21 protein-coding genes are annotated in these 21,410 nt (G+C 70.2%); 5 read left to right on the top strand and 16 right to left on the bottom strand.

From position 1 onward, the window contains the following. Positions 1-127: 127 nt before the first annotated feature. The 9 genes from ACVTJA_RS26755 to ACVTJA_RS26715 all read right to left on the bottom strand — a co-directional run bounded on the left by ACVTJA_RS26755 (position 128) and on the right by ACVTJA_RS26715 (position 7,991). Positions 128-1,390 (bottom strand): RNA polymerase sigma factor, encoded by a 1,263-nt coding sequence (locus tag ACVTJA_RS26755; RefSeq protein ID WP_465840298.1) that lies wholly within the window; start codon positions 1,388-1,390, stop codon positions 128-130. Continuing rightward, complete coding sequence (locus tag ACVTJA_RS26750; protein ID WP_465840296.1) at positions 1,387-1,782, bottom strand: YciI family protein; 396 nt, start codon at positions 1,780-1,782, stop codon at positions 1,387-1,389. The genes ACVTJA_RS26755 and ACVTJA_RS26750 overlap by 4 nt, the downstream gene beginning before the upstream one ends. 153 nt (positions 1,783-1,935) lie before the next feature. Then, a complete protein-coding gene (xerD, locus tag ACVTJA_RS26745) occupies positions 1,936-2,865 on the bottom strand; it encodes a site-specific tyrosine recombinase XerD (protein WP_465840294.1) in 930 nt (309 codons plus the stop codon). A gap of 92 nt (positions 2,866-2,957) precedes the next feature. Further along, a complete protein-coding gene (locus ACVTJA_RS26740; protein WP_465840293.1) occupies positions 2,958-3,938 on the bottom strand; it encodes a hypothetical protein in 981 nt (326 codons plus the stop codon). A gap of 21 nt (positions 3,939-3,959) precedes the next feature. Beyond that, complete coding sequence (locus tag ACVTJA_RS26735) at positions 3,960-4,571, bottom strand: L-threonylcarbamoyladenylate synthase (RefSeq protein ID WP_465840291.1); 612 nt, start codon at positions 4,569-4,571, stop codon at positions 3,960-3,962. A 47-nt stretch (positions 4,572-4,618) separates the two neighbouring features. After that, complete coding sequence (locus tag ACVTJA_RS26730; RefSeq protein ID WP_465840289.1) at positions 4,619-5,917, bottom strand: cation:proton antiporter; 1,299 nt, start codon at positions 5,915-5,917, stop codon at positions 4,619-4,621. Beyond that, a complete protein-coding gene (locus ACVTJA_RS26725) occupies positions 5,914-7,137 on the bottom strand; it encodes a sodium:proton exchanger (RefSeq protein ID WP_465840287.1) in 1,224 nt (407 codons plus the stop codon). Before ACVTJA_RS26725 ends, ACVTJA_RS26730 begins: the two co-directional genes overlap by 4 nt. A gap of 31 nt (positions 7,138-7,168) precedes the next feature. Then, entirely contained in the window at positions 7,169-7,507 is a 339-nt protein-coding gene (locus ACVTJA_RS26720) for a hypothetical protein (protein ID WP_206727577.1), read from the bottom strand. Positions 7,508-7,544: 37 nt separating this feature from the next. Beyond that, positions 7,545-7,991, bottom strand: a complete 447-nt coding sequence (locus ACVTJA_RS26715) for a general stress protein (RefSeq protein ID WP_465840286.1) — start codon at positions 7,989-7,991, stop codon at positions 7,545-7,547. Positions 7,992-8,344: 353 nt separating this feature from the next. Here ACVTJA_RS26715 and ACVTJA_RS26710 point away from each other — a divergent pair, with 353 nt between their 5' ends. Further along, positions 8,345-9,079, top strand: a complete 735-nt coding sequence (locus tag ACVTJA_RS26710) for a TVP38/TMEM64 family protein (protein ID WP_465840522.1) — start codon at positions 8,345-8,347, stop codon at positions 9,077-9,079. Positions 9,080-9,127: 48 nt separating this feature from the next. On the opposite strand, the gene ACVTJA_RS26705 is transcribed toward ACVTJA_RS26710, so the two are convergent. Further along, entirely contained in the window at positions 9,128-9,301 is a 174-nt protein-coding gene (locus tag ACVTJA_RS26705; protein WP_465840284.1) for a hypothetical protein, read from the bottom strand. A gap of 108 nt (positions 9,302-9,409) precedes the next feature. Here ACVTJA_RS26705 and ACVTJA_RS26700 point away from each other — a divergent pair, with 108 nt between their 5' ends. After that, positions 9,410-10,060: an NADPH-dependent F420 reductase gene (locus tag ACVTJA_RS26700; RefSeq protein ID WP_465840282.1), complete on the top strand. Its 651-nt coding sequence runs from the start codon at positions 9,410-9,412 to the stop codon at positions 10,058-10,060. 9 nt (positions 10,061-10,069) lie between these two features. Here the strand turns inward: ACVTJA_RS26700 and ACVTJA_RS26695 are convergent, their stop codons facing one another. Next, positions 10,070-10,714: a TetR/AcrR family transcriptional regulator gene (locus tag ACVTJA_RS26695; RefSeq protein WP_465840280.1), complete on the bottom strand. Its 645-nt coding sequence runs from the start codon at positions 10,712-10,714 to the stop codon at positions 10,070-10,072. 117 nt (positions 10,715-10,831) lie between these two features. Between ACVTJA_RS26695 and ACVTJA_RS26690 the strand changes: the two genes are divergently transcribed. Continuing rightward, entirely contained in the window at positions 10,832-11,419 is a 588-nt protein-coding gene (locus ACVTJA_RS26690; RefSeq protein ID WP_465840279.1) for a VOC family protein, read from the top strand. A gap of 2 nt (positions 11,420-11,421) precedes the next feature. Here ACVTJA_RS26690 and ACVTJA_RS26685 read toward each other — a convergent pair whose 3' ends face one another. Continuing rightward, entirely contained in the window at positions 11,422-12,183 is a 762-nt protein-coding gene (locus ACVTJA_RS26685) for a hypothetical protein (protein WP_465840277.1), read from the bottom strand. A 227-nt stretch (positions 12,184-12,410) separates the two neighbouring features. Between ACVTJA_RS26685 and ACVTJA_RS26680 the strand changes: the two genes are divergently transcribed. Continuing rightward, complete coding sequence (locus ACVTJA_RS26680; protein WP_465840276.1) at positions 12,411-13,202, top strand: endonuclease/exonuclease/phosphatase family protein; 792 nt, start codon at positions 12,411-12,413, stop codon at positions 13,200-13,202. A 6-nt stretch (positions 13,203-13,208) separates the two neighbouring features. On the opposite strand, the gene ACVTJA_RS26675 is transcribed toward ACVTJA_RS26680, so the two are convergent. From ACVTJA_RS26675 to ACVTJA_RS26665, 3 genes are all read right to left on the bottom strand, one after another. Next, on the bottom strand, positions 13,209-14,159 hold the full coding sequence (locus ACVTJA_RS26675) for a patatin-like phospholipase family protein (RefSeq protein ID WP_465840274.1): 951 nt from the start codon (positions 14,157-14,159) through the stop codon (positions 13,209-13,211). A 109-nt stretch (positions 14,160-14,268) separates the two neighbouring features. After that, the gene (locus ACVTJA_RS26670) at positions 14,269-15,936 is read right to left on the bottom strand and encodes a hybrid sensor histidine kinase/response regulator (protein ID WP_465840273.1); all 1,668 of its coding nucleotides are present in this window, start codon (positions 15,934-15,936) and stop codon (positions 14,269-14,271) included. 86 nt (positions 15,937-16,022) lie between these two features. Next, on the bottom strand, positions 16,023-18,989 hold the full coding sequence (locus tag ACVTJA_RS26665) for a chemotaxis protein CheB (RefSeq protein WP_465840271.1): 2,967 nt from the start codon (positions 18,987-18,989) through the stop codon (positions 16,023-16,025). A 212-nt stretch (positions 18,990-19,201) separates the two neighbouring features. Between ACVTJA_RS26665 and ACVTJA_RS26660 the strand changes: the two genes are divergently transcribed. Continuing rightward, positions 19,202-19,825 (top strand): SgcJ/EcaC family oxidoreductase, encoded by a 624-nt coding sequence (locus ACVTJA_RS26660; RefSeq protein WP_465840269.1) that lies wholly within the window; start codon positions 19,202-19,204, stop codon positions 19,823-19,825. Here ACVTJA_RS26660 and ACVTJA_RS26655 read toward each other — a convergent pair. Continuing rightward, positions 19,782-21,371, bottom strand: a complete 1,590-nt coding sequence (locus ACVTJA_RS26655; RefSeq protein WP_465840267.1) for a phosphatase PAP2 family protein — start codon at positions 21,369-21,371, stop codon at positions 19,782-19,784. The genes ACVTJA_RS26660 and ACVTJA_RS26655 overlap by 44 nt on opposite strands. Positions 21,372-21,410 lie beyond the last annotated feature (39 nt).

Raw genomic sequence — 21,410 nt, 5'->3', positions numbered from 1 at the left:
TGCGGCGAAGACTGCAAACGCACGGCCGCGCGGATCTTCGCGGAACCACGGCGCAACGCACGGCGGCGTGTAGCCCCGCGAGTTACAGCCCACGGATGGACGTTGCCTCGGCGGCAACAGGGCCTCGTTACTCGCCCGTGTCGCTCAGCCGCGCCGCCTGCAGCAGCAGGTAGTTCCGCTCCGGAATGTTCGTCGTGCGGCCCGCCGCCTTGCGGTAGTGCTCGATGGCCGCGTCCCGCTCCCCTGCCCGCTCCAGCAGGTGCGCGCGGACGGCGTCGAGCCGGTGATGCCCTGCAAGCCGCGCGTCATCATCGAGCGTCTTCAACAACCCCAGGCCCGCCCGCGGCCCATGCACCATCGCCGTGGCGACCGCGTGGTTGAGCGTCACCATCGGGTTGTCGGACAGCTCCATCAGCACTTCGTACAGCGCCAATATCTGCGGCCAGTCCGTGTCCTCGGCCCGCGCCGCCTCGTCGTGCACGGCCGCGATTGCAGCCTGGATCTGGTACTCCCCCACCCGGCCCTTCGACATCGCCTCGGTGACGAGCGCGATGCCCTCGGCGATGGCCTGTTGGTTCCACAGGCTCCGGTCCTGCTCGGGGAGCGGAATGGGCATTCCATCCGGAGCGGTCCGCGCGGCGCGCCGTGCATCCGTCAGGAGCATCAGCGCGAGCAGGCCCGTGACGTCCGCATCGTCCGGCAGACGGTCGTGCAGCATGCGCGCGAGGCGAATCGCCTCTCCTGATAGGTCCGTGCGGTGCAGCTCGGTGCCGGAGGTCGTCGTGTAGCCCTCGTTGAAGATGAGGTAGAGCACGTGCAGCACGGCGCCGAGCCGCTGCGCGGTCTCCTCCGGCGTGGGCATCTGGAACGGCACGCCGGACGTCTTGATGGTCTGCTTCGCCCGGCTGATCCGCTGCGCCATCGTCGCCTCGGGCACGAGGAACGCCTTGGCGATCTCCGCAGTCGTCAGGCCGCCCACCGCGCGCAACGTGAGCGCGATGGCCGAGGCCGGCGTGAGCGAGGGATGGCAGCACATGAACAGCAGGACGAGCGCGTCATCCCGCCCCAGCGTCTCATCGCTGTCGGCCCCGAGCACGAGCTGGAGCTCCGGCGGCACGAGGCTGACCACCAGCTCCTCACGACGGCGGCGCGCGGCCTCCGCCCGGACGTGGTCGGTGGTGCGCCGCGCCGCGACCTGGATGAGCCATGCGCGCGGATCCTCGGGCACGCCGTCGCGAGGCCACTGCATGGCCGCCGCGAGCAGTGCCTCCTGCACCGCGTCCTCCGACGCCGCGAAGTCGTGGAAGCGCCGGATGACCGCGCCGAGCACCTGCGGCGCAAGCTCGCGCAGCAGTTGCTCGCTTCGGGTATTGGGAGACGCAGGCCTCACATGAACTCGGGAGGAGGCCCGCTCATCACCTGGCGCACCTCGATGGCCATGTTGAGCGGCTTGCCACCGAGCCCGGGCGCGGCGGACGCCTCCGCGGCGATGGCATAGGCGCGCTCGGGGCTCTCGACGTCGATGATCCAGTAGCCGACGAGGAACTCCTTCGACTCCGCGAAGACGCCGTCGGTGATGGGCTTGCCGTCATTTCCGGCGCGGATGAGCTTCGCCTGGTCGGGCCCGGCCAGTCCCTCGGCGGCGACCAATTCACCCGACGCGCCGAGCTTCTTGGCGAAGCCGATCATGAACTGGATGTGCGCCTTGATGTCCTTCTGCGGCCAGCTCGCCATCGCGTACGGCCCCTTGCCCGGGTGATTCATCATCAGCATGTACTTCATGGTCGACTCCCTCTCAGTCCCAGCGCCCCGTCATTGAGCGCGCTGTCACCGCTACGTCGGAGCCCGGGCCGGCCTCTCGACATGCCTTTCCACAATTCTTTTCCGAGCCATTTTCCCGCGTCCCAACCCACCGGAATCACTGGGCTTCAGTGCCTACGTGCCCGTCTTCCGCTTCTTCGGCTTGGGGACGAAGACGTCGCTGCGCGGGTGGAACTCGTCGTACACGGAGCGCAGGCGGGCGCTGTTCACGTGGGTGTAGATCTGCGTGGTGGCCAGGTCCGCATGGCCGAGCATCTGCTGCACGGCGCGCAGGTCGGCCCCCCGCTCCACCAGGTGCGTGGCGAACGAGTGCCGCAGCTTGTGCGGTGACAGCGGCTTGCGGATGCCCGCCTTCAGCGCGTACCGCTTGAGCAGCTTCCAGAAGCCCTGGCGCGTGAAGCCCGCGCCACGAGGCGTGACGAACAACGCCTTCGACTGCCGCTTGCCGATGAGCGCCGGCCGGGAGACAGCAAGGTAGGCCTGCACCTTCTCGATGGCCACGCGGCCCAGCGGGACGAGGCGCTCCTTGGCGCCCTTGCCCTTCGCCACCAGGTAGCCCGCGGTGAGCTGGATGTCGTTGAGCCCCAGGCCGCACAGCTCGCTCACGCGCAGGCCCGTGGCGTACAGCACCTCCAGCATGGCCTTGTCGCGCAGGCCCGTGGACGTGCGCTCGTCGGGGGCGGCCAGCAGTTGCTCCACCTCCTCCAGCGTGAGGAACGAGGGCAGCTTCTTCGCCGAGCGCGGGGTGTCGAGGTCCTCGGTCGGGTCCTTGTCGGCCATGCGCTCGGCGACGAGGAAGCGGTGGAAGCCACGCAGCGCGGCGAGGTGGCGCGCCTGGCTGCGCTTGCCCACGCCGCGCTTTCCCAGCGCGGACAGGTGCGCGGAGACGTCCTCCTGCTTCGCCCGCGTCACGTCGTCGATGCCGCGCGCGCGCAAGTCATCGAAGTACGCGGTGATATCCGAGGCGTAGGCGTCCACTGTCTTGCCGGACAGCCCGCGCTCCGCGCGGATGAAGGCGATGAACGCGTCGAGCAACCCTTCCATGGGCGCCAAGGTACCGGACGCACGCGCCGAGGCAACTCAGCGGCCAACAGTCTGACTGCCTGGTGGCCTCGTCACGCGAGCCCAACGTCGGGTCAGCTCCGCGGCTCCACGGCCCCTGCGCCCGACGCCGCCTCCAGTGCCTGCACCACCCATGGCCAGCCCACCAGGATGTTGCCCGGCGAGCGCAGGCACGCATCCGCCACGGCCAGCACCTCCGCGGGCCGTGAGCGCACCGCCAGCGCCAGGTGCCTCGCCAGGAACGGGTGCGGCAGGTAGCTCAGGTTGTGATGCCGCACCGGCACCCACTGCAGCGTGGGCCGCCCGGTCCATCGCTCCACCGCGTACGCCACCGCCGACGCCAGCACCTCCAGCGCGTACAGCGGCAGCCGGAAGGCGCACACCAGGAAGGCCACCAGCGCGCTCGCCGCCACCGCGCCCGCGAAGGACACGGTGGATGTGGCGCTCCACACCAGCATGGGAATCACGCTCGTGAAGATGGCCGCCACCTGCACGCGCACCACCGAGGGCCCGCGCCCTCCGGAGAGGCTCGCGATGCTCCCCGACGCCAGCCCCGCCACCACGCCCAGGCACGAGCCCACCGCCACCCCGGCCGCGCCGCCCATCAGCGGCCCGAAGGCGCCACCGGCCGTGGCGTGCAGCCCCACCAGCATGGACAGGCTCGCCAGCGAGCCGAGCAGCACACCTGTGGCCAGCCCGGACACCAGCGCCAGCATCAACCCCACCGCCGAGCAGATGACCGCCGACAGGCCCCAGCCCCGATGAAGGGGAATCCCCGCGACGAAGAGCCCCAGCCCCAGCGCCACCGTCATCAGCGGCGAGCCCACCACGAGCACCAGCAACAAGCGCTTCACGTAGAGGCCCGCGGCCCGGCCTCCCTCGGCCTGCTCACGCCAGAGCTGACCGATGCGTCCGCCCGGCGCGCGAATGCCCGCGGCCCGCAGCCGGTAGTGCAGGTCCACCGGGCGGAACAGTAGCAACAGTAACAGCGTGAGCAGTCCTGGCACCTGATCCGGACAATCAACGGGTCCGGGTGCCGTTCCCCCCTGAACCAAGGCATCCCCCCTTCGTCGGGTTCAATCCCCTAGCCTACCCTTGCCTTGCCTGAGGATTTCAAGCGTATCGCCGATGAGTGAAATCACCGTGGACGGCTCGTTGAGCGTCACACCACCGTCGAGGATGAGGTCCAGGCCGTGTCCGAGCTCGGCCTTGATGTCCTTCGCGTCGGTGAGCGGCACACCCTCCGTATTGGTCGCCGACGTGGTCACCAGAGGGCGGCCCAACGTCCGCGCGATTTCGCGCACCAACGGAGCGTCCGGCACGCGGATGCCCACCTGCTTCTGTTTGGTCATCATCAAATCGGGCACCAGCCGCGTCGCCTCCATGATGAAGGTGAACGCACCCGGAGTGAGGCCCTTCATGGTCCGGTACGCGAAGTTGCTCACATGCGCGTAGCGCGCCACGTCCGACAAGTCAGGGCACAGGAAGGACAGCGGCTTCTTCTTGTCGCGGCCCTTGAGCTGGAACAGCCGCTCGATGCCCTTCTTCGAGCTCAGGTCGCACCCCAGGCCGTAGTACGTGTCCGTGGGGTAGGCCAGGAGCCCGCCGCGCTCGAGCACCTCCACCGCGCGCTGCACGTGGCGCGGCGACGGGTGCTCCATGTCCACCTCGAGGATGGGTGCGGCCATCGATGTCTCCGTGTCTTCCAGTCCTGCCAACTGAGATGCGAATCAGCCTACGCCGTTCCGGGCGCCTCGTCCGTGCGGATCTCCCCGCTGGCGGCCAGCGCCCGCCGCGTAAGTACCGGGCCCACCAGTTCGTGCGCGGTAATCATCGCGACAATCAACACCTCCACCTGCGGGCCGAAGGTGGGGAACGTCCGCGACACCAGCGCCGCGAGCCCGAAGGTGACGCCCGCCTGGGAGATGAGTCCCATCCACAGGTAGCGGCGCAGGCGCGGGTCATCCGAGGGCGCGAGCCGGCGGCAGGAGAACCAGATGGCCACGCCCCGCAGCGCCACCAGCAGCAGCGCCACCGGCCCCACCGTCACCAGCGCGTCCAGCTTCAACCCCGCGCCGGCCGCCGCGAAGAAGAGCGCGAACACCGGCAGGCCCGCCTGCTGAATCGCATGGTGGATGCGCTCGCCGGCGCGCTCGTCCAGGTTGGCGACCAGGGCCCCGGCCGCCAGGGACACCAGCAGCGGAGACAGGTGCAGCCGCGCGCCGCCCTCGGCCGCCGCGAAGGACAGGCCCACCAGGAACAGCGGCAGCTCCTGCTTCACGCCGCGCATGTAGACGAGCACCGCCACCGCCAGCACGCAGCCCACGCCCACCGAGCCGAACAGCTCCCACCCCACCCCGCCCAGCAGCTCCGCCACGTCCAGGCCGCCGCCGAAGCTCGCCTTCGTCACGCCCGCCGCCAGCGCGAAGGCCACCATGACCAGGAGGTCGCCGATGATGACCAACGCCATGAGGAACTCGGTGAAGGTGCCGCGCGCGCTCGTCTCCTGGACGATGGCGATGGTGACGGTGGGCGAGAATGACACCACCACCGTGGACACCAGGGCGCTCACCGCCAGCGCCTGCGCCACCGTCATGGACGCCATGAACGGCAGCAATGGCTTGAAGGCGAACAGCGCCCCGAAGCACACGACGAACGTCAGCCCGCAAACGCCCGCGCACAGCAGGGCCACCCGCGTGCCCACCTGGCGGATGAGCCCCAGCCTCAGCTCCGTGCCCGCCACCAGCGCGATGAGGCTCACCGCGAGCCCCTTCACCAGCTCCAGCCCCTTCACGCCCGCGTTGGGGATGAAGCCCAGCGCGTACGGCCCCACCGCCACGCCCACCAGCAGGTAGCCCGTGAGTCGGGGCAGCCCCAGGCCCTTGGCCACCTTCCCCGCGAACAGGCCGCACAACAGCAGCGCGCCCGCCGCCAGCGTCACCGGCGTACCCGCGTCCGCGCGCAGCATCTGGGCCCGGCTGATGATGGCGAGCAGCCCCACCAGCAGCACGAGGCGGATGACGGCGCCCTTCATGTCGCCACCCCCACGTCCGGCTGAGGTGCCGCGCGCGCGGGCGCCGGGGCGGCCCCCAGCACCTGACGGAAGGCCTGGCCGGCGAGCAACTCATTCGCCACCGCGCCAACCACCACCACGTCCAGCACGCGCTGCGACAGCCCGCCGGGCACCAGCATCCCGTACTCGGCGACGAGGCACAGCGCGAGGCCGCCCTGGGCAATCAGCGCGTAGCCCAGCCTTGGCGGCAGCTCCAGCGCGCCTCCGGCGAGCCGCTGCGCCAGCTTCCCGCCCAGCACCTTGCCCAGGAAGCGCAGCCCCACGAAGCCCGGCACCAGCGCCCACGCACCCCAGTCCCGCGCGTGCACGCCGCAGCCCACCAGGAACACCAGCACCAGGAACACGGGCCGCTCCACCCGCCCCAGCGCGCGCGACGCGCGCTCCGCCGTGCGCCCACCCACCAGCGCCAGCGTGGCGCCGCAGGCCACGCCCGCCAGCAGCGCGGACACGCGCAGGTACGCCGCCGCGCCCGCCACCAGCGCCACCCCGCCCAGCGTCACCGTGGTCAGCTCCGCCAGGTCCTTCAGCGAGTGCGTCAGGAAGGCCAGCAGCGCCCCGCACATGACGCCCATCAGCACCGCGAGGCACACCAGCCCCAGCCCCTCGCCCAGGTGGCTCGCCGCGCCCAGCACCAGTGCCAGCGCCAGCACGCCCAGCCCCACCGCGTCATCCAGCATGGTGAGCAGCGCCACGCCCAGCCCCCGCGCCCTGTCCATGCGTCCGGCGCGGTACGCAAGCACCGCGAAGTGGCCGGAGGACAGGCTCGCCGCCGCGCCCAGCAGCGCCGCCGCCCCCAAGGCCGACTGCGAGGAAAGCTTGAAGGCCCAGAGCAGCGGCGCCAGCAGCGGCAGCGCCACGAACAGGAAGGCCGTGCCCGCGTGCGCGAGCGCCGCCGAGTACACCGGCCGCGGCAACAGCCTCAGCAGCCGGGGCTCCAGGTTGAGCCCGAGGATGACGCCCGCGGTACCCAGGCCGAGCGCCGTCAGCGGACGCAGGCTCTCCAGGTTGCCCGCGGTGAGCAGCCCCACCATGGACGGGCCCAGGAAGATGCCCACGAGCAGGAACAGGAAGCCGCTGGCCGCCAGCCTCGCCAATGCCGGGAAACGCCCGGGGTCCAGCACCCGGCTGGAGGCGAGCAGCGACAGCGCCGCGATGGAGAGGAGGACGAGCAGCGCTTGCACGAGACGTGCTTACACCGCCCCGTGCCTCGCGTCACGAGCGCCGGTGCGTGGGCGCGGAGATCACCGGCAGGGCGACCAGGCGTCCCATGGGCGGGTCGTCCGCATCCATTTCCAACTGCACACGCTGCACCAGCCGCTCCACCTCCTCGGCGGCGGCGACGGGCAGCAGGCTCACCAAGAGGACACGGTCCTCGTCCGCGCCGAGCGCGAGGCTGCGAAGGCCCGCGAACACGGGCACCTCAGCGGACAGCGCAGCCGCTGCGCTCCGGGCGCGCACCACCAACGGCTCCGGAATCCCAAACTCCCGGAGCCGGCGGATGGCCCGCTCGGTCCCCTCCAACTGTTCGAGGAACGTGATGACCAGGTACACGCGGCCGTCTTACCGGGTCCGCGCGCCTGGCGCCACGTTACTCGTTGCCCGGGCCCTGGCCGGCCGGCTCGGAGGCTGGAGGCGTGCTGGGCGCCGCGCCCTCCTGCGGGCCCTCACCGGCGGGGGGCTGCATCGCCGCGCGAGCCGCGCGCTTGCCCTCCTCGATGAGCTTCTTCACCTTCTGCCCGCCCTTGCGGCCGATCTCCTCGTAGAAGTTCGGCCCGCGGGTGGCCTTCACCCGGTCACCACCCTTCTTGCCGATCTCCTCGTAGAACTTGGCGCCGCGCTCGGCCTTCACCGTCTCGCCGCCCTTTCGGCCGATCTCCTCGTAGAACGAGCGGCCCCGCTCGGCCTTCACCGTCGCGCCGCCCTTGCGGCCGATGGTCTCGTAGAACTCACGGCCGCGCTCGTTGCGGACAGTCTCACCGCCCTTACGGCCTGCCTCGGCCACCGTCATGCTGCCCTTGTTGTCCTTGTCCGACATGTCGCCATCTCCTCTCGTGACTGCCACCCGTCCCTCGCCTCGGTGCCCCTTGCCTGAAACCTTGGGACGGAAGCGCCCCGATGCAAGCAAGCTCCGTACACCGCCAGCCGTTCACGCCTGACACGCCACACCAAAACCCGAGGGATTTCGAAGGCTTGGGTGCGCCTGCCGAGCATCCATGCCGGGCAGTGGCCCGTCCGCCAGGACGCTCCATTGTTGAAAACATCTCACCGCACATTGCCGATTCCCGCTCCACCTCCCACCTTCTGCCAACGGCGCGTCCGGCGATCCGGCCGCGGGGGAGGCACGGCGTGGCGCAGTCGGCGAAGAGTTGGCTCCGGGTCCTGGCACCGATGCTCGTCTCGGTGGGAGGACTGGTCATGCTGCGGCTCCTGGGTCCGGACTTCATCGACCAGAAGCGCATCGCGTCCGTCCTGGAGCCCTTCGGCGACGCAGCTCCCCTCGCCTACGTCGCCTTCCTCGCGGTCCGCCCGGTGACGCTGCTCCCCGGTCAGCTCCTGACCGCGGTGGGCGGGATGATGTTCGGGACGCTCGCAGCGACCCTCTATTCACTAACGGGCAGCTTCCTGTCTGCCATGTTGCTCTTCGGGTTGGCACGCAAGCTGGGCACCCGGCCGATGATGCGCCTGGCTGGCGGCAGATATCCGGCGCTGGTGCGGGCCGCGCGGCGCCACGACTTCCTCTTCGCGCTGATGGCTTGCATCAACCCGCTGTGTCCCACCGACGTCATGCTGGTGGCCGCGGCGGCCAGCGGCGCGCGGCTGTGGCCCCTGCTCGCGGGCGTCATGCTGGGCACCATTCCCGGCACCTTCCTCACGGCGCAGTTCGGCAGCGGGCTGGCCCAGGGCCGCACGGTGATGACGCTCGTGTCGGCGGTGGGGCTCGTGGTGTCGCTGGTGCTCGGTGTCTTCATCGGCAGGCGCTTCTACAAGGAAATCAACGACGCACCGGCGGAGCGCCCGGACACGCCGGCCCATGCCGCGTCGGGCGAGCCCCCGGACGTCAATCCGGAGGCACCGGTGCGGCCGGGGCATGCGAAGCAGGATGGCGTGCCCGCCACCTGGTAGGCCCCGGCTCCAGTCCTTGGACGCGCCAGGGCACTGAAAGGTTCCCGACTACGCGCGGCCCCCGGGTCGCAGTTCCTCCGACAGGAGCTTCAGCAGCGCCTGCACCCGGGGCACGGACTGCCGCCCGGGAAGGCACAGGGCGTGGACGGGAGGCCCTTCCGCGGAATGCGCCGCGAGCACCTCCACCAGCCGGAAGGCCAGGACGCCCGCGAACAGGTCCATGGGCGCGGATTGTCAACCAGGAGTTGACGATGGTTCAACTTCCGGGTGCTCGAAGCGCGTGCGGTTGACGGTTAGGTTGGCGCCAACCGCGAAGCAGGAGAGGACCTCATGAAGATTGCGATTCTGGGCACGGGCACCGTCGGCGAGACGCTGGGCGGCAAGCTGGTGGAGCTGGGCCACGAGGTGCGCATGGGCTCGCGCACGGCGAACCACGAGAAGGCGGTGGCGTGGACGAAGAAGGCCGGCGCGAGGGCGTCGCAGGGCACCTTCGCGGACGCGGCCGCCTTCGCGGAGCTGGTGTTCAACTGCACCGCCGGCACGGCCTCGCTGGAGGCGCTGAAGCTCGCGGGCGCGGGGAACCTGAACGGCAAGGTGCTGGTGGACGTGTCCAACCCGCTCGACTTCTCCAAGGGCTTCCCGCCCACCCTCTCCGTCTGCAACACGGACTCGTTGGGCGAGCAGCTCCAGCGTGCCTTCCCGGACGTGAAGGTGGTGAAGAGCCTCAACACCGTCACCGTCGGCGTCATGGTGGACCCGGGCAGGCTGTCCGCGCCCACGGACATCTTCGTTGCTGGCAACGACGCGGGCGCGAAGAAGCAGGTGACACAGCTCCTCACCGAGGGCTTCGGCTGGAAGCGCGTCGTCGACCTGGGGGACATCTCCGGGGCGCGCGCCACCGAGGGCCACATGTTCCTGTGGCTCCGGCTCTACGGGGCGCTCGGCACGCCCGACTTCAACGTGCAGATTGTCCGCGCCTGAAGCGGCACGTCAGCGGCGGGGAGCGCCGGAGCTTCCGGCCCAGCGCTCCAGCTCCTCCGCGAGGGTGGCGTAGTCGAACGCCTTCGGATTCACGCCGAGCTGCATCATCGCGCCCATGATGAAGGACGTGACGATGCGCGCTCCCGCCTGTGCGTCCAGGTCCGCGCGCAGGCGGCCCTGCTCCACCTCGGCACGCAGCAGGTCCTCGACCATCCTGTTCCACGACAGGTGCAGCGCCTTGAAGGCCGCTCGGGCGGCGGCGTCCCGGCTGGCCCGGACCACCAACTCCTGGAGCACCGTGGACAGGTGCGCGTCGTTCTGGAAGCTGCGCCACGCGGATTCCAGGTGCGAGAGCAGCGTCGGGCTCGCGTCCCATGAGGGCGCCTCGCCGCGGCGTCCCGCTGGAGGCGCGGTGAACTTGTCGCGGACGTGGTCCACGACGGCGACGATGAGCGCCTCCTTCGTGCCGAAGTAGTAGTGCAGCGTGGAGATGTTGACCCCGGCGCGCGCCGCGATGTCACGCGTGCGGAGGCCCTCCAACCCCTTCTCTGCGATGAGGACGTAGGCCGCTTCGAGCAGCTCGATGCGCCGCTGGTCACCGGGCTCGGTGGCCGGCTCGCGCTTCACGGGCCGGCCTGGAGTCGCTCGCTTCATCCGGGGCGATCTACCAGCGCGAATGCGGAGGGTCGAGCGGACCTCGCACCCCACTTGACGGAATCCCGGCATTGCCTCTACTTTCAATCAATCAATTGATTGAACAAGGGAGGCACCATGTTGGTTGCAGTGCGCAATCGGATGATCGCTCTCGGCTTCGGGGCCCGGACGTGGTCGCTGCGGACGCGGCGAACGCTGGCGGGGCTCGGGCGGCTGCGGCTTCGAGACCTGGACCACGTCACGATTCCGGTGACGGACCTGGCCGAGGCGCGGCGCTTCTACTGCGACGTGCTGGGCGCGGCGCACCTGATGACGATTGACGCGGCGGCGCTGAAACGGTTCGGACGTCCGCCCGCGGAGAACGACGGCGAGGGCACCTACCACGTGTCGCTGTACCTGGGCGGCACCACGCGCGTGGACCTGTTCCTCCAGCGCAATGGGCAGCCCGGGGTGACGCAGGGACACCCGCACCTCGCGTTCCGCGTGCCGCCGGGCGACATGCTGAAGTGGAAGCAACGGCTGGAGTCACACGGGGTGCCGACGGAGGGCCCGCTGCAGCTCGGCTTCCCGGGGCAGGCCTCGCTGTACTTCAACGACCCGTCCGGCAACCACCTGGAGGTCGTCTGCCACGGCTACAGCCAGCCGATTCCCATCCGCCCACCGGTGCTGACCGGACTGGTGTGGAACGCCTCACGGCTTCCGTGACGTCACGCTTCCGGAGAGCGCAACATCCGCCCCGCCGCCAGCGCTCCCGCGGCGGAGACACAGGCGCCAACCCCGACGGACGTGGCGTCACCCCCGAAGTGCATCACGCCCAGCAGCAGCCCCAGCGCCGCGACGGTGAAGAAGCCCCGGCGGACCCACGGGCGGACCTTCATGTACCGGCCCGCCGTGATGGCCGCGAGCCAGCCAACACCGTTGGCCAGCATCAGACCGGAGGCCATGAGCGGTCCGCCCGCCACGTGGAGCCAGTACTCCAACTCCATGACGAGCCTGGGCGCGTTGCCCCCGGGGTCCATGGTGTCGAGCCAGTACTGCCGGGGCTCGTCGCCCATCGCCACGAAGACGAGCTGCATGAAGGCCGCGAAGAAGAGCGTGACGGACAGCTTGAACCACGGCACCGGTAGCATCCGTCGCTCCCAGCGACGCAGGGCATCCAGTCGCTCCGGAGACACGCGCAGGGCGTGGGGGTGGCCCAGGCTCAGCAGGGCCCGCGTGGCCACGATGCTGGACGACTGCCCGTCACCGTCCCGGAGCCCATCCAGGTGACCGTCCTCCAGCAGCTGTTCGAGCCGGGTGGCGGTCTCCTCGTTGCGCGCTTCCGCGGGCAGACCGTCCATGAGCGCGTTGAGGGCTCCAACCATGTCCGGCCGGCGCAGGTCCGTCGCCGTCGAGGCTTCGCGAGCAAGCGAGGTGATGCGGTCCATCAAGTCGCCGTGGGACGCTTCGACCTCGGACGGGGAACGCATGACGTGATCAGACCTCTCGTGCCGGGAGCGACTCACCACATCCTACAGAGGGGCCACCACGAGCATGCAACCTCCCCTCCTCCCGCGTTCCTCCAGCCACACGTTGCGTACCGCGAGCCACAACCGTTGCCGTCCTGCCGCGTGAGCTGTGACGGCTCCACGCCCCGGCCTTGCCGCGCGAGTCGGTGACGGCTTCCGGTCCCGGCCTTGCAATGCCGGCGAGCCCCATGCGAATCCCACGTCTCGCGGCGCTCCTGCTCCTCGCCGCTTGTGGCAGCGGGCCCGCGCCTGCCCCGGCGCCCTACAAGGCCATGACGTACAACGTCCTCTACTCCGCCTCGTTTGCGGACGTGGAGAAGTCCGTCGACGTCATCGAGATGGCGAAGCCGGATGTCCTCTGTCTGCGGGAACTGACACCTCGCTTCGCCTGGTCCTTCGAGCGGCGGCTGGGCAAGGAGTATTCGCAGCGGAGGTTCGAGCCCAGAAGAGGAACCTGGGGCGTGGGCATCGCCACCCGGCACAAGCTGCTGCGTACGGAGGTCTTTCCCCAGCGGCCCCACAAGATGCCCGCGATGGAGGCGGACGTGCTCGTGAACGGGCACCGGCTCAAGGTGGTGTGCGTGCACCTGATGGCGCCGGGCGCGCAGCACAGGAAGGACGAAAGCCTGCTGGAGTCCCTTCCGAAGAACGCCAACCTGCGCGACAAGCAGGGCAAGGCACTGGTCGAGCGTTACGCGAAGGAGAAGCTGCCGCTGCTGCTGCTCGGCGATATGAACGAGACGCGCGGGGGCGACGCGATGAAGTCCTTCGCCGCCGCGGGCTTCACGCATGCCTGCGATGGACCGGACGCGAGCTGCGGCCCGACGTGGCCCGCGAACTTCCCGCTGTTCAGCCCCATCATCAATACAGAGATCGACCACATCCTCGGACGGGGGCTCACGCTGTCCGGTGCACGGGTGCTGGAGACGGGCGGCTCGGACCACTACCCCGTCGTCACCCTCTTCGACTTCGCGCCCTGAAGGCGGCTACGCATGCAGGGGGGGCACCGAGTACGGCCCCACCTGCGGCGACATGCGCTCGCCCGGCCCCACACCCGAGGGCTGCATGGCGGAGCGGGCCATCTCCTCGCCATGCCGCATGCGCATGCGAATCATCTCCGGCGAGAAGTCGAGCGTGTCGCCCAGCGGCTTCGCGGGTTGGATGACGGTGATGCGGCAGTAGCGATACGGCGTGCCGTCGGGGCGGCGCAGCGTGATGCCCTCGTCGTATGCCTGGCGGACGAGGTCATTGATGCGGATGAACTCGTCCACGTCGTTGAACAGGATTTCGTTGATGGTGATGTCGGTGAGCGCCCGCTTCGCCACGTCGAGGATGGTGGACGGGGGCTTCACCGGTTCAATCTTCGGCGAGGAGCAGCCGATGACGACAATCTCCGTCGGCCCGAACTCCAGCGCATCCCCGAGCGGCGTGACGTTACGAAGGCCGCCGTCGACCAGTGCGTTGGTGCCGATGGGCTCCCAGATGACGGGCATGGTGGCGCTCTGCCACACGGCGTCCAGGAACTCCTTCGAGTCGCTGGACACCTGCTCGTACAGGCCGGACACCAGCGACACGCGGCCCACGTGCGCGGGCACCACGAAGGGGCGGCCGGCGGCGTATCGATAAATCAGGTCGCGCAGCGGCGAGGCGTCATAGAGCCCCAGCTTGCGCAGCAGGCCGATGCGTAGGGCGATGACGGGCCAGGGGAACTTCCGGTACACGTCCGACTCGCGGATGTTGAGCCAGATGTCGTTCAGTTCCTTGTAGGCATTCTGCGCGAGCATCGCGGCGTTGAGCGCGCCCACCGAGACACCGAAGACGCGCTCCCATTGGAACCCGTGCACCTCGCGCAGGACGCGCTCGGCGCCCACCTGGAAAGCCCCCTTCGCGCCACCACCCGAGAGCACGAGCGTCGCGGGACGGTCCGTCATGGCCATGTCACACCTCCGAGTGCAGAGGGATAGGCGCGCCCCCCGGACGGGGTAATTGCCCCCGGGCGCGGCGCCGTGTCCGGCCCGAATCAACGGGCCGGCGGCGACCTCGGACTCAGCCCACAATCAGCGCGAGCATCGCCTCCAGCTCGTCCACCCGGAAGGGCTTGATGAGCCGCGGGTTCTTCACGTGCTCCAGGAAGTCCTGGCCGCCCGTGGTGAAGGCCCCACCCGTCATGAAGATCATCCTGCGCGCCTGCTCCGGCTGCGTGGCGCTCACCGCCTCGAAGAGCTGCTCCCCGGTCATCTCCGGCATCATCAAATCGCAGAGGATGGCATCGAAGAGGGGCCCGGCGCGGATGAGCTCCAGCGCGTCCCGGGCCTTCAGGCAGCGCGTCACCTCGTGCGCCTCCTCGAGCAGCATTCCCAGCGTCAACGCCAGCTTCGGCTCGTCGTCCACGATGAGGATGCGCCCCCTCCGGGTGGGCCGGCGCAGGGGCCGGCGCGGCGGAAGCGGGATGGGCGAAACGTGCTCGGCGGACGCCGCCGGCAGCCGGACGCGGAAGAGGCTGCCCCGTCCCAGCTCGCTCTCCACCGTGAGCTCGCCGCCCATGCGCGACACCAGGCTCTGGCTGATGCTGAGCCCCAACCCCAGCCCCTGCCCTTCTGGCCGGGTGGTGAAGAACGGGTCGAAGATGCGGGCCAGCCGCTCCGGGGGGATTCCCTGACCGGTATCGCGCACCTCCACCACCACGGACTCGCCCTCGTTCCGTGTGGTGACGCGGATTTCATTCTGGTCCGCGCGCCCCTCTTGAATCGCGCGCGCCGCATTCACGAGCAGGTTGAGGAACACCTGTCCCAGCCGCCCCTCGTTGGCCAGCACCGGGGACACCTCCGCCTCGTCCCGCACCAGCCTCGCGCGGTGGCGGATCTCCCCCTGGGCCATCCGGGCGGAGCGCCCCAGCACCTCGCGCACGTCCACCCGCTCCCGGTGGTCCTCTTCCGCGCGGGCGAAGGTGTGCAGGTCGCGCACGATGGTGCGAAGCTGCTCGGTGCCCACCGCCGCGTCCACGAGCAGGTCCTGCACCTCGCTCCGCGCGGCCCCCAGGGTGCCCTCCCCCAACCGAAGCCGGGCCAGCTCCAGGCACTGGGCGATGAAGGCCAGCGGATTGTTCAGCTCGTGCGCAACCCCCGCCGCCAGCGTGCCCAGCGAGGCCAGCCGCTCGGCGAGCGCCAGTTTCGTCTGCGCCTCCCGCAGCTCGGTGATGTCGACCATCGCCACCCGGCACACCTGACCGCCCTGCGGCGCTCCGCTCGGAAAGGGCGCGGTGTGGAGCCTGACGTCCGCCCGCGTCCCCGCGATGCGCAGCTTCAGCTCCAGGCTCCCCGCCCCTCCCTCCGCCAGGCAGCGGCGCACGTGCTGGAGGAGGCGGCCCACGTCCGCGCCCTCGACGAAGGACACGAAGGGCCGGCCGACGAGCCGCGAGCGCTCCTGGCGCAACAGCTCCGCCGCCGTGAGGTTCAGCTCCTGGATGCAGGCGCGCGCGTCCAGCGTGAGGTACGCCACCGGGGCGAAGTCATAGAGGTCCACGTAGCGGTGGTGGGACTGCTCCAGCGCCTGCTGCGCCTCGCGCAGCGCGCGGTTCTGCATCTCCAGCTCTATCTGATGGCGTTGCAGGTCCTGCACCGTGGCGGACAGCGCGTCCCGGGCCACCAGGACGGGCTCCAGTTGTTCCAGCGCGCGGACCAGCTCGGCCTTCGACATCTGTGCGAAGTGGCTCATCCACCCCCCCAGGGCAGGAACAACATCCACGGGTGTACCCTGGCCTGCCCCGGGGGGCCATCCCCCCCGGCTCCTGCCCGACCGCCCTACGTCCTGCCCGTGACATCCTCGATGGAAAGCAGGATGCGCCCCGGGGCCGAGCTCTCCCCGATGAGCCTCCGCGCGTTGAGGAGCATCCGCCGCATCCCGATGTTCTCGAAGGCGTGCTCGACGGAGAAGTCCCGCAGCCACAAGTCCCGGGGGAGGATTTCCTCCAGGAGCTCCCTCAGCCGGGGGATGTTCCACTGACCGTTGCCGAGCTCGTAGACGCGGCGGCCCTGGGTCTGCTCCCGCGACACCTGGAAGGCCTGGTAGAAGGCGGGGTTGGCGAAGACCACGCGCAGGGCACCGTCCAGGAGGAGGAACGGCTCGCGCAGCGTGTCCAGGATGGCGTGCGCCAGCTCCCTCGCCTGCTGGGACTCCTCGAGGCTGCGCTTGAGCCGGTCGACGTCCAACACCGTCACCACCGCGCCCTCGATGCGGCTCTCCACCGTCTTGTAGGGGCGCAGCCGGAGCTGGAACCAGTGCCCCTCTGCGTCCTGGACGTCGCGCTCGATGGTGGCCAGCGTCTCCGTCACCTGGGTGATGGCGGCCCCCAGGTCCGCGGGCAGCAGCGGGGAGTGGACGTCCACCAGGGGCCGCCCCGTATCGCCCGGCGACAGCTTCAGCAGGGACACCGCCATGGGCGTGAAGCGGCGGATGCGCAAATCACCGCCCACCATCACGGTAGCGATATGGGTGCTGCCCAGCAGGTTGTTGAGGTCGCTGTTGACCTGGCTCAGCTCCTGGTTGCGGCTCTCCAGCTCCTCGTTGACGGTGGTCAGCTCCTCGTTGGTGGCCTGGAGCTCCTCCTTGGCCGTCTCCAGCTCCTCGTTGGTGCTCTGCAGCTCCTCGTTGGTGGACTGGGACTCCTCGTTGGCGACCCGCAGCTCCTCGTGCGCGGTCTCCTGGTCGTCCAGGACGGCCTGCAGGTGCTCGCGCGTGGCGGCCAGCTCTTCGCGCAGTTGCCGCACCTCCGGGGGGACGCGGCCCTTCACGCCGCGCACGCGCGGGGCCTCGGCGCGGGAAGGCGGCTCGGGCGCCTCCTCGAAGAGGATGAGGAAATAGCGCTCGTGGCCGCCGGAGGAAGCCCGCAGCGGGCGCACGTCGATGTTGATTCGCCGCTCGCGCGAGCCCTCGCTCAGGCGGATGCCCTCGCGCCGCACGCGGCTGCCCTGCCGCTTCACCTGCCTCAGCGCGGCGCGCAGCTCCAGCGACAACTCCTCGCGCGCCATCTTCAGGAGCTGGAGGCTCGCCGCGCCCGGCATCGGCTCGAGGTAGGCGCCGGTGTGGCCGCGGAAGTTCATGATCTCCAGCGCGTCGTTGACGATGACGCCGGGAGGCCCGTACTGGGCGAGGACGATGCGGTCCGCCTCCCGCTGCGGGTCCGGCGCCGCCACCGCCAGCTCGGGGGGAAACGCCTCGGCGTGCTGCGGGTGCGGAGCCTCCACGCGAGACAGGAAGAAGCCAGACCGCGGCGTGACGCCCTTCTTCCGGTAGACCTTGTGCCGCTTGTCGTGCAGGGAGAACAGGTCCGACGCGGGGCCCACCGACTCCGAGGACCCGAGCACAAGAAAGCCGCGAGGGTTGAGCGCGTAGTGGAGCGTGGCCAGCACCTTCCGCTGCAGCGCCGGGCCCAGGTAGATGAAGACATTGCGGCAACTGATGAGGTCCATCCGCGAGAAGGGCGGATTGCTCACCAGGTCCTGCCTCGCGAAGATGCACAGGCCGCGCACCCGCTTGGCCACCTGGTAGCCCCCGTCCACCTTCACGAAGAAGCGGCGCAGGCGCTCGGGCGAGACGTGGTCGGTAATGGAGTCCGGGTAGAAGCCGGCGCGCGCACGTTCGATGGCGGCTTCGCTCAGGTCCGTGGCGAACACCTGCAGCCCCGGTGCCGGGGTGATGCCGGCCATCGCCTCCAGGAAGCAGATGGCCACCGAGTACGCCTCCTCTCCGGTGGCGCAGCCGGGCACCCAGACGCGCAGCGGCGCGTTGGAGTCGCGCCGGTGGAGCAGCTCGGGGATGACGTCGCGCGCGAGCGCCTCGAAGGTCTCCGGGTCGCGGAAGAAGCTGGTGACGTGGATGAGCAGGTCGTGCCGGAGCGCATCCAGCTCGGCGGGGTGGGACTCGAGCCAGGTGACGTAGTCCGGGAGCTGCGACATCCGGCAATGGAGCATCCGCCGGGTGAGGCGGCGGTAGATGGTGGTGGGCTTGTACTGGGAGAAGTCCACGCCGCCGGCGGCCTTCAGCAGTTGGAAGAGGCGCGCCATGGCCTCGGGCTCGCTCGCGAAGTCCGGCTCTTCGGGCGCGGGGGATGGGGCCGGCTCGTGCCGGGGGCCCAGGAAGGCGAGCGCCCGCGCGAGCTCCTTCAGCGGCAGCTCGCGTCCGACGGCGCCCTCGGAGGAGGCGCTCTGGGGCATGCCGGGGAAGCGGGCGGAGCTGGGCGCCTGCGCGAGCGTGGCGCCCCCGGCGGCCTGGATGGCCATCAACCCCCGCGTGCCATCCGAGCCCGTTCCGGAGAGGACGACACCCACCGCGCGGGGCCCCAGCTCGCGCGCGAGCGAGCCCAGGAAGTGGTCGATGACCCGGGGGAGTCCGGGCCCTCGCGGGCGGCGGGTGAAGCGCAGCACGCCGTCCCGGAGCGCGGGGAGCACCCCTGGAGGAATGACATAGACGTGGTCGGGCTGGAGCCGCTCGCCGTCGCGGGCCTCGACGACGGGCAGCGGAGTCGCCCGGGACAGAAGGGACGCCAGGTTGCTCTCGTGCTCGGGGGACAGGTGCTGCACGAGCACGAAGGCCATGCCCGTCCGCTCGGGCAGGTACAGCAGCAGCTCGTTGAATGCCTCCAGCCCGCCGGCGGAGGCGCCAATCCCCACCACCATGGGCACGGTGGGGCCGAGCGCCGCGGCGAGACTGCGCGACGGCACGCGAGCCGGGGTCCGGCGGGTCTTCTTCGTGGGTTTCCGGGTGCTCAAGCGGGCGCTCCGGGAGGCGGGTTCCGACGAGGCCTCGCGACCTTCCGGAGCGCAGCATAGGGCAAGCGCGGGCAGGTCCATGGCAGGAACGGTGTGCATCCTGGCCCGGCTCCAAGTCTTCTTGCATCCAGGGGCGGTAGCCGCGACCTCTGAAGTCTTCCTCCCGCACGCAGCTTCGAGGATGCTCCGGCCACTCGCAGGCAGGAGGCCTCATGACGCGGACCCTCGGCGGTGTGGTGGCGTTGCTGCTCTTGTTTCTCGCGGCGCCCGGCCGGGCCCAGGATGTCGCGGCCGGCGGCACTCCCGCGGACGTGGAGGCCACGCACAACGCGCTGCGCGCCCTCAAGCAGGATATGGAGGACGCGCTCAACAAGCAGGACGTGGACCGGCTGCTGTCCCACCTGACCCCGGACGTCGTCTTCACCACCATGAACAACGACGTGCGCATGGGCAAGGACGCCATCCGCGCGTACTACGACGAGATGATGAGCGGGCCGAACCGCGTGGTGGACAAGATCACCGCGAAGTTCGAGGTGGATGACCTCACGCACCTCTATGGCAACACGGGCGTCGCCTGGGGTTCGTCGAAGGACCACTACGTGCTCACGGACGGCACGGACATCGTCATCGACGGCCGGTGGACGTGCACCCTCTTGCGCGAGGGTGACCAGTGGCGGATTGCCGCCTTCCACTACTCCACCAACGTGTTCGACAACCCACTGCTCGGGAAGCTGAAGTACTACGGCGGCATCTTCATCACCGTCGCGACGCTGGGCGCGCTCCTCGCGGGCTTCATCGTGGGCCGGATGACTCGGCGCCAGAAGGCCACGGTCTGACGCTCGCGGGCTCGCGAAGGAACGGCAGGCGGCGGGGCAGCCGCCTTGCGCGGAAGCCCTCGATGGAGCGGTGGAAGAGGCGCAGCAGCGGGACGCCGGTGCGTCCTTCGAGGGCGGACAGCTCCTCGGCGGAGCGGTCCAGCAGGACGCGGGCGCGAGCGTACTCCGCCAACACCCACGCGCGCCCCGCGTTCCTGGCCAGCAGGGCGTCGCAGTCGGTCGGGTCCACGCCCTCGGCCCGCACCTCTTCCGCCACCTCGGCCGGCACGTTGTAGAGCCCGGCCTCCAGGTCCTCGCGCAGGTCGCGCATCGTGGAGCACCAGCAGAAAGCGTCGATCAGCGCCGGCACGTCCGAGGCACGCACGTCGGCTCCGGCCACGTAGAGCATCAGGTCCACCGACAGCCGGAAGGTGTCTCGGTGCTGCGCGACGAGCTGAGCGGCGGAGAGCCACCGTTGCTCGCTCACCCGCTCGCGGTCCCCGCGCATGGTGCGCATGAGGGCGAAGACGTTGGCCCGTGCCTCCGGAGACTCCAGGCTGTCGAGCAGCACGTGCCCCAGCGTGGCAGCGGTCCCGGTGTCCCGCCCGCGTCCTGACTCCAGCTTCGTGACCTGCACCTGCCCCAGCGTGGCGGAAGTGCCGGTGTCCCGCCCGCGTCCCGTCTTCAGCTCCGCGAGCAGCGCGTCCACCCAGTCGAGCGGCTCGCCATCCACGGTGCGGTCTCCATCCAGCACGTCGTCCACGAGCTGGAGGAAGCAGAACCCCACCCGCGCCACGCGGGCGGCGCGCCACCACCGGCCCAGCGAGTACCGGTAGAGCGCGAGGGCAATCAGCGCATAGCGCAGGTGCCGGCGGGAGAAGCGGTACAGCTCGCGAGCACAGAGGGCCTCCACGCGGAGCGCAGCCAGGAAGTCCTCACGGCGAGCCCGAGGCGCGACGAAGCGCCACGTCCCCCAGGCGAGCAGCGCGCCAGCCACGACATCCACCAGGTGGTGCTCGTGGATGAACAGCGTGGACGCGGCGATGGCCGCAGCCCACAGTCCGAACAGGAGTCGTGCGAACCACCCCGAACGCTCCGCATAGGCCAGCGCGGCCGTGCACGCGAAGGCCACGTGGAGCGATGGCAGGTAGTTGCGCTCCAGGTTCATCGTATCGGCCACGAAGAAGATGCCGGCCCAGCCGTCCTGCACGACACGCGCGGGCCAGGCGACCTCCACCGGGAGCACCACGAAGACCACCGCGCCCACCACCGTCTCAGCACAGAGCGCGAGCGCGAAAGGCACCATGTCCTTCCACGTGCGGAACACGAACAGGGACAGGAGCAGGAGCACGTCCATGCTCACGTAGACGGCGGCCCAGGCGGGGATGAATGGGAGGTGCCGCTCGAAGGGCAGGTCCACGCGGAGGCCGCCGGAATAGAAGCCCGTCACCCAGCTCGCGCCGCCGTACACGGCGAGGAAGAAGAAGGCGAAGCCGAGCGCGAGCGAGCCGGTGAGCAGCAACTCCTCTCGTCGGGGCACACCGAACAGCGAGGGGCTCTCGCTCATCGCTCCTCCCGCATCACGTGCGACGAAGCAGCTCGCGAA

This window comes from Pyxidicoccus sp. M6 (assembly GCF_055568925.1).
Note: the sequence above shows the minus strand (reverse complement) of the source record. Positions and strands in the feature narration are given on the sequence as shown.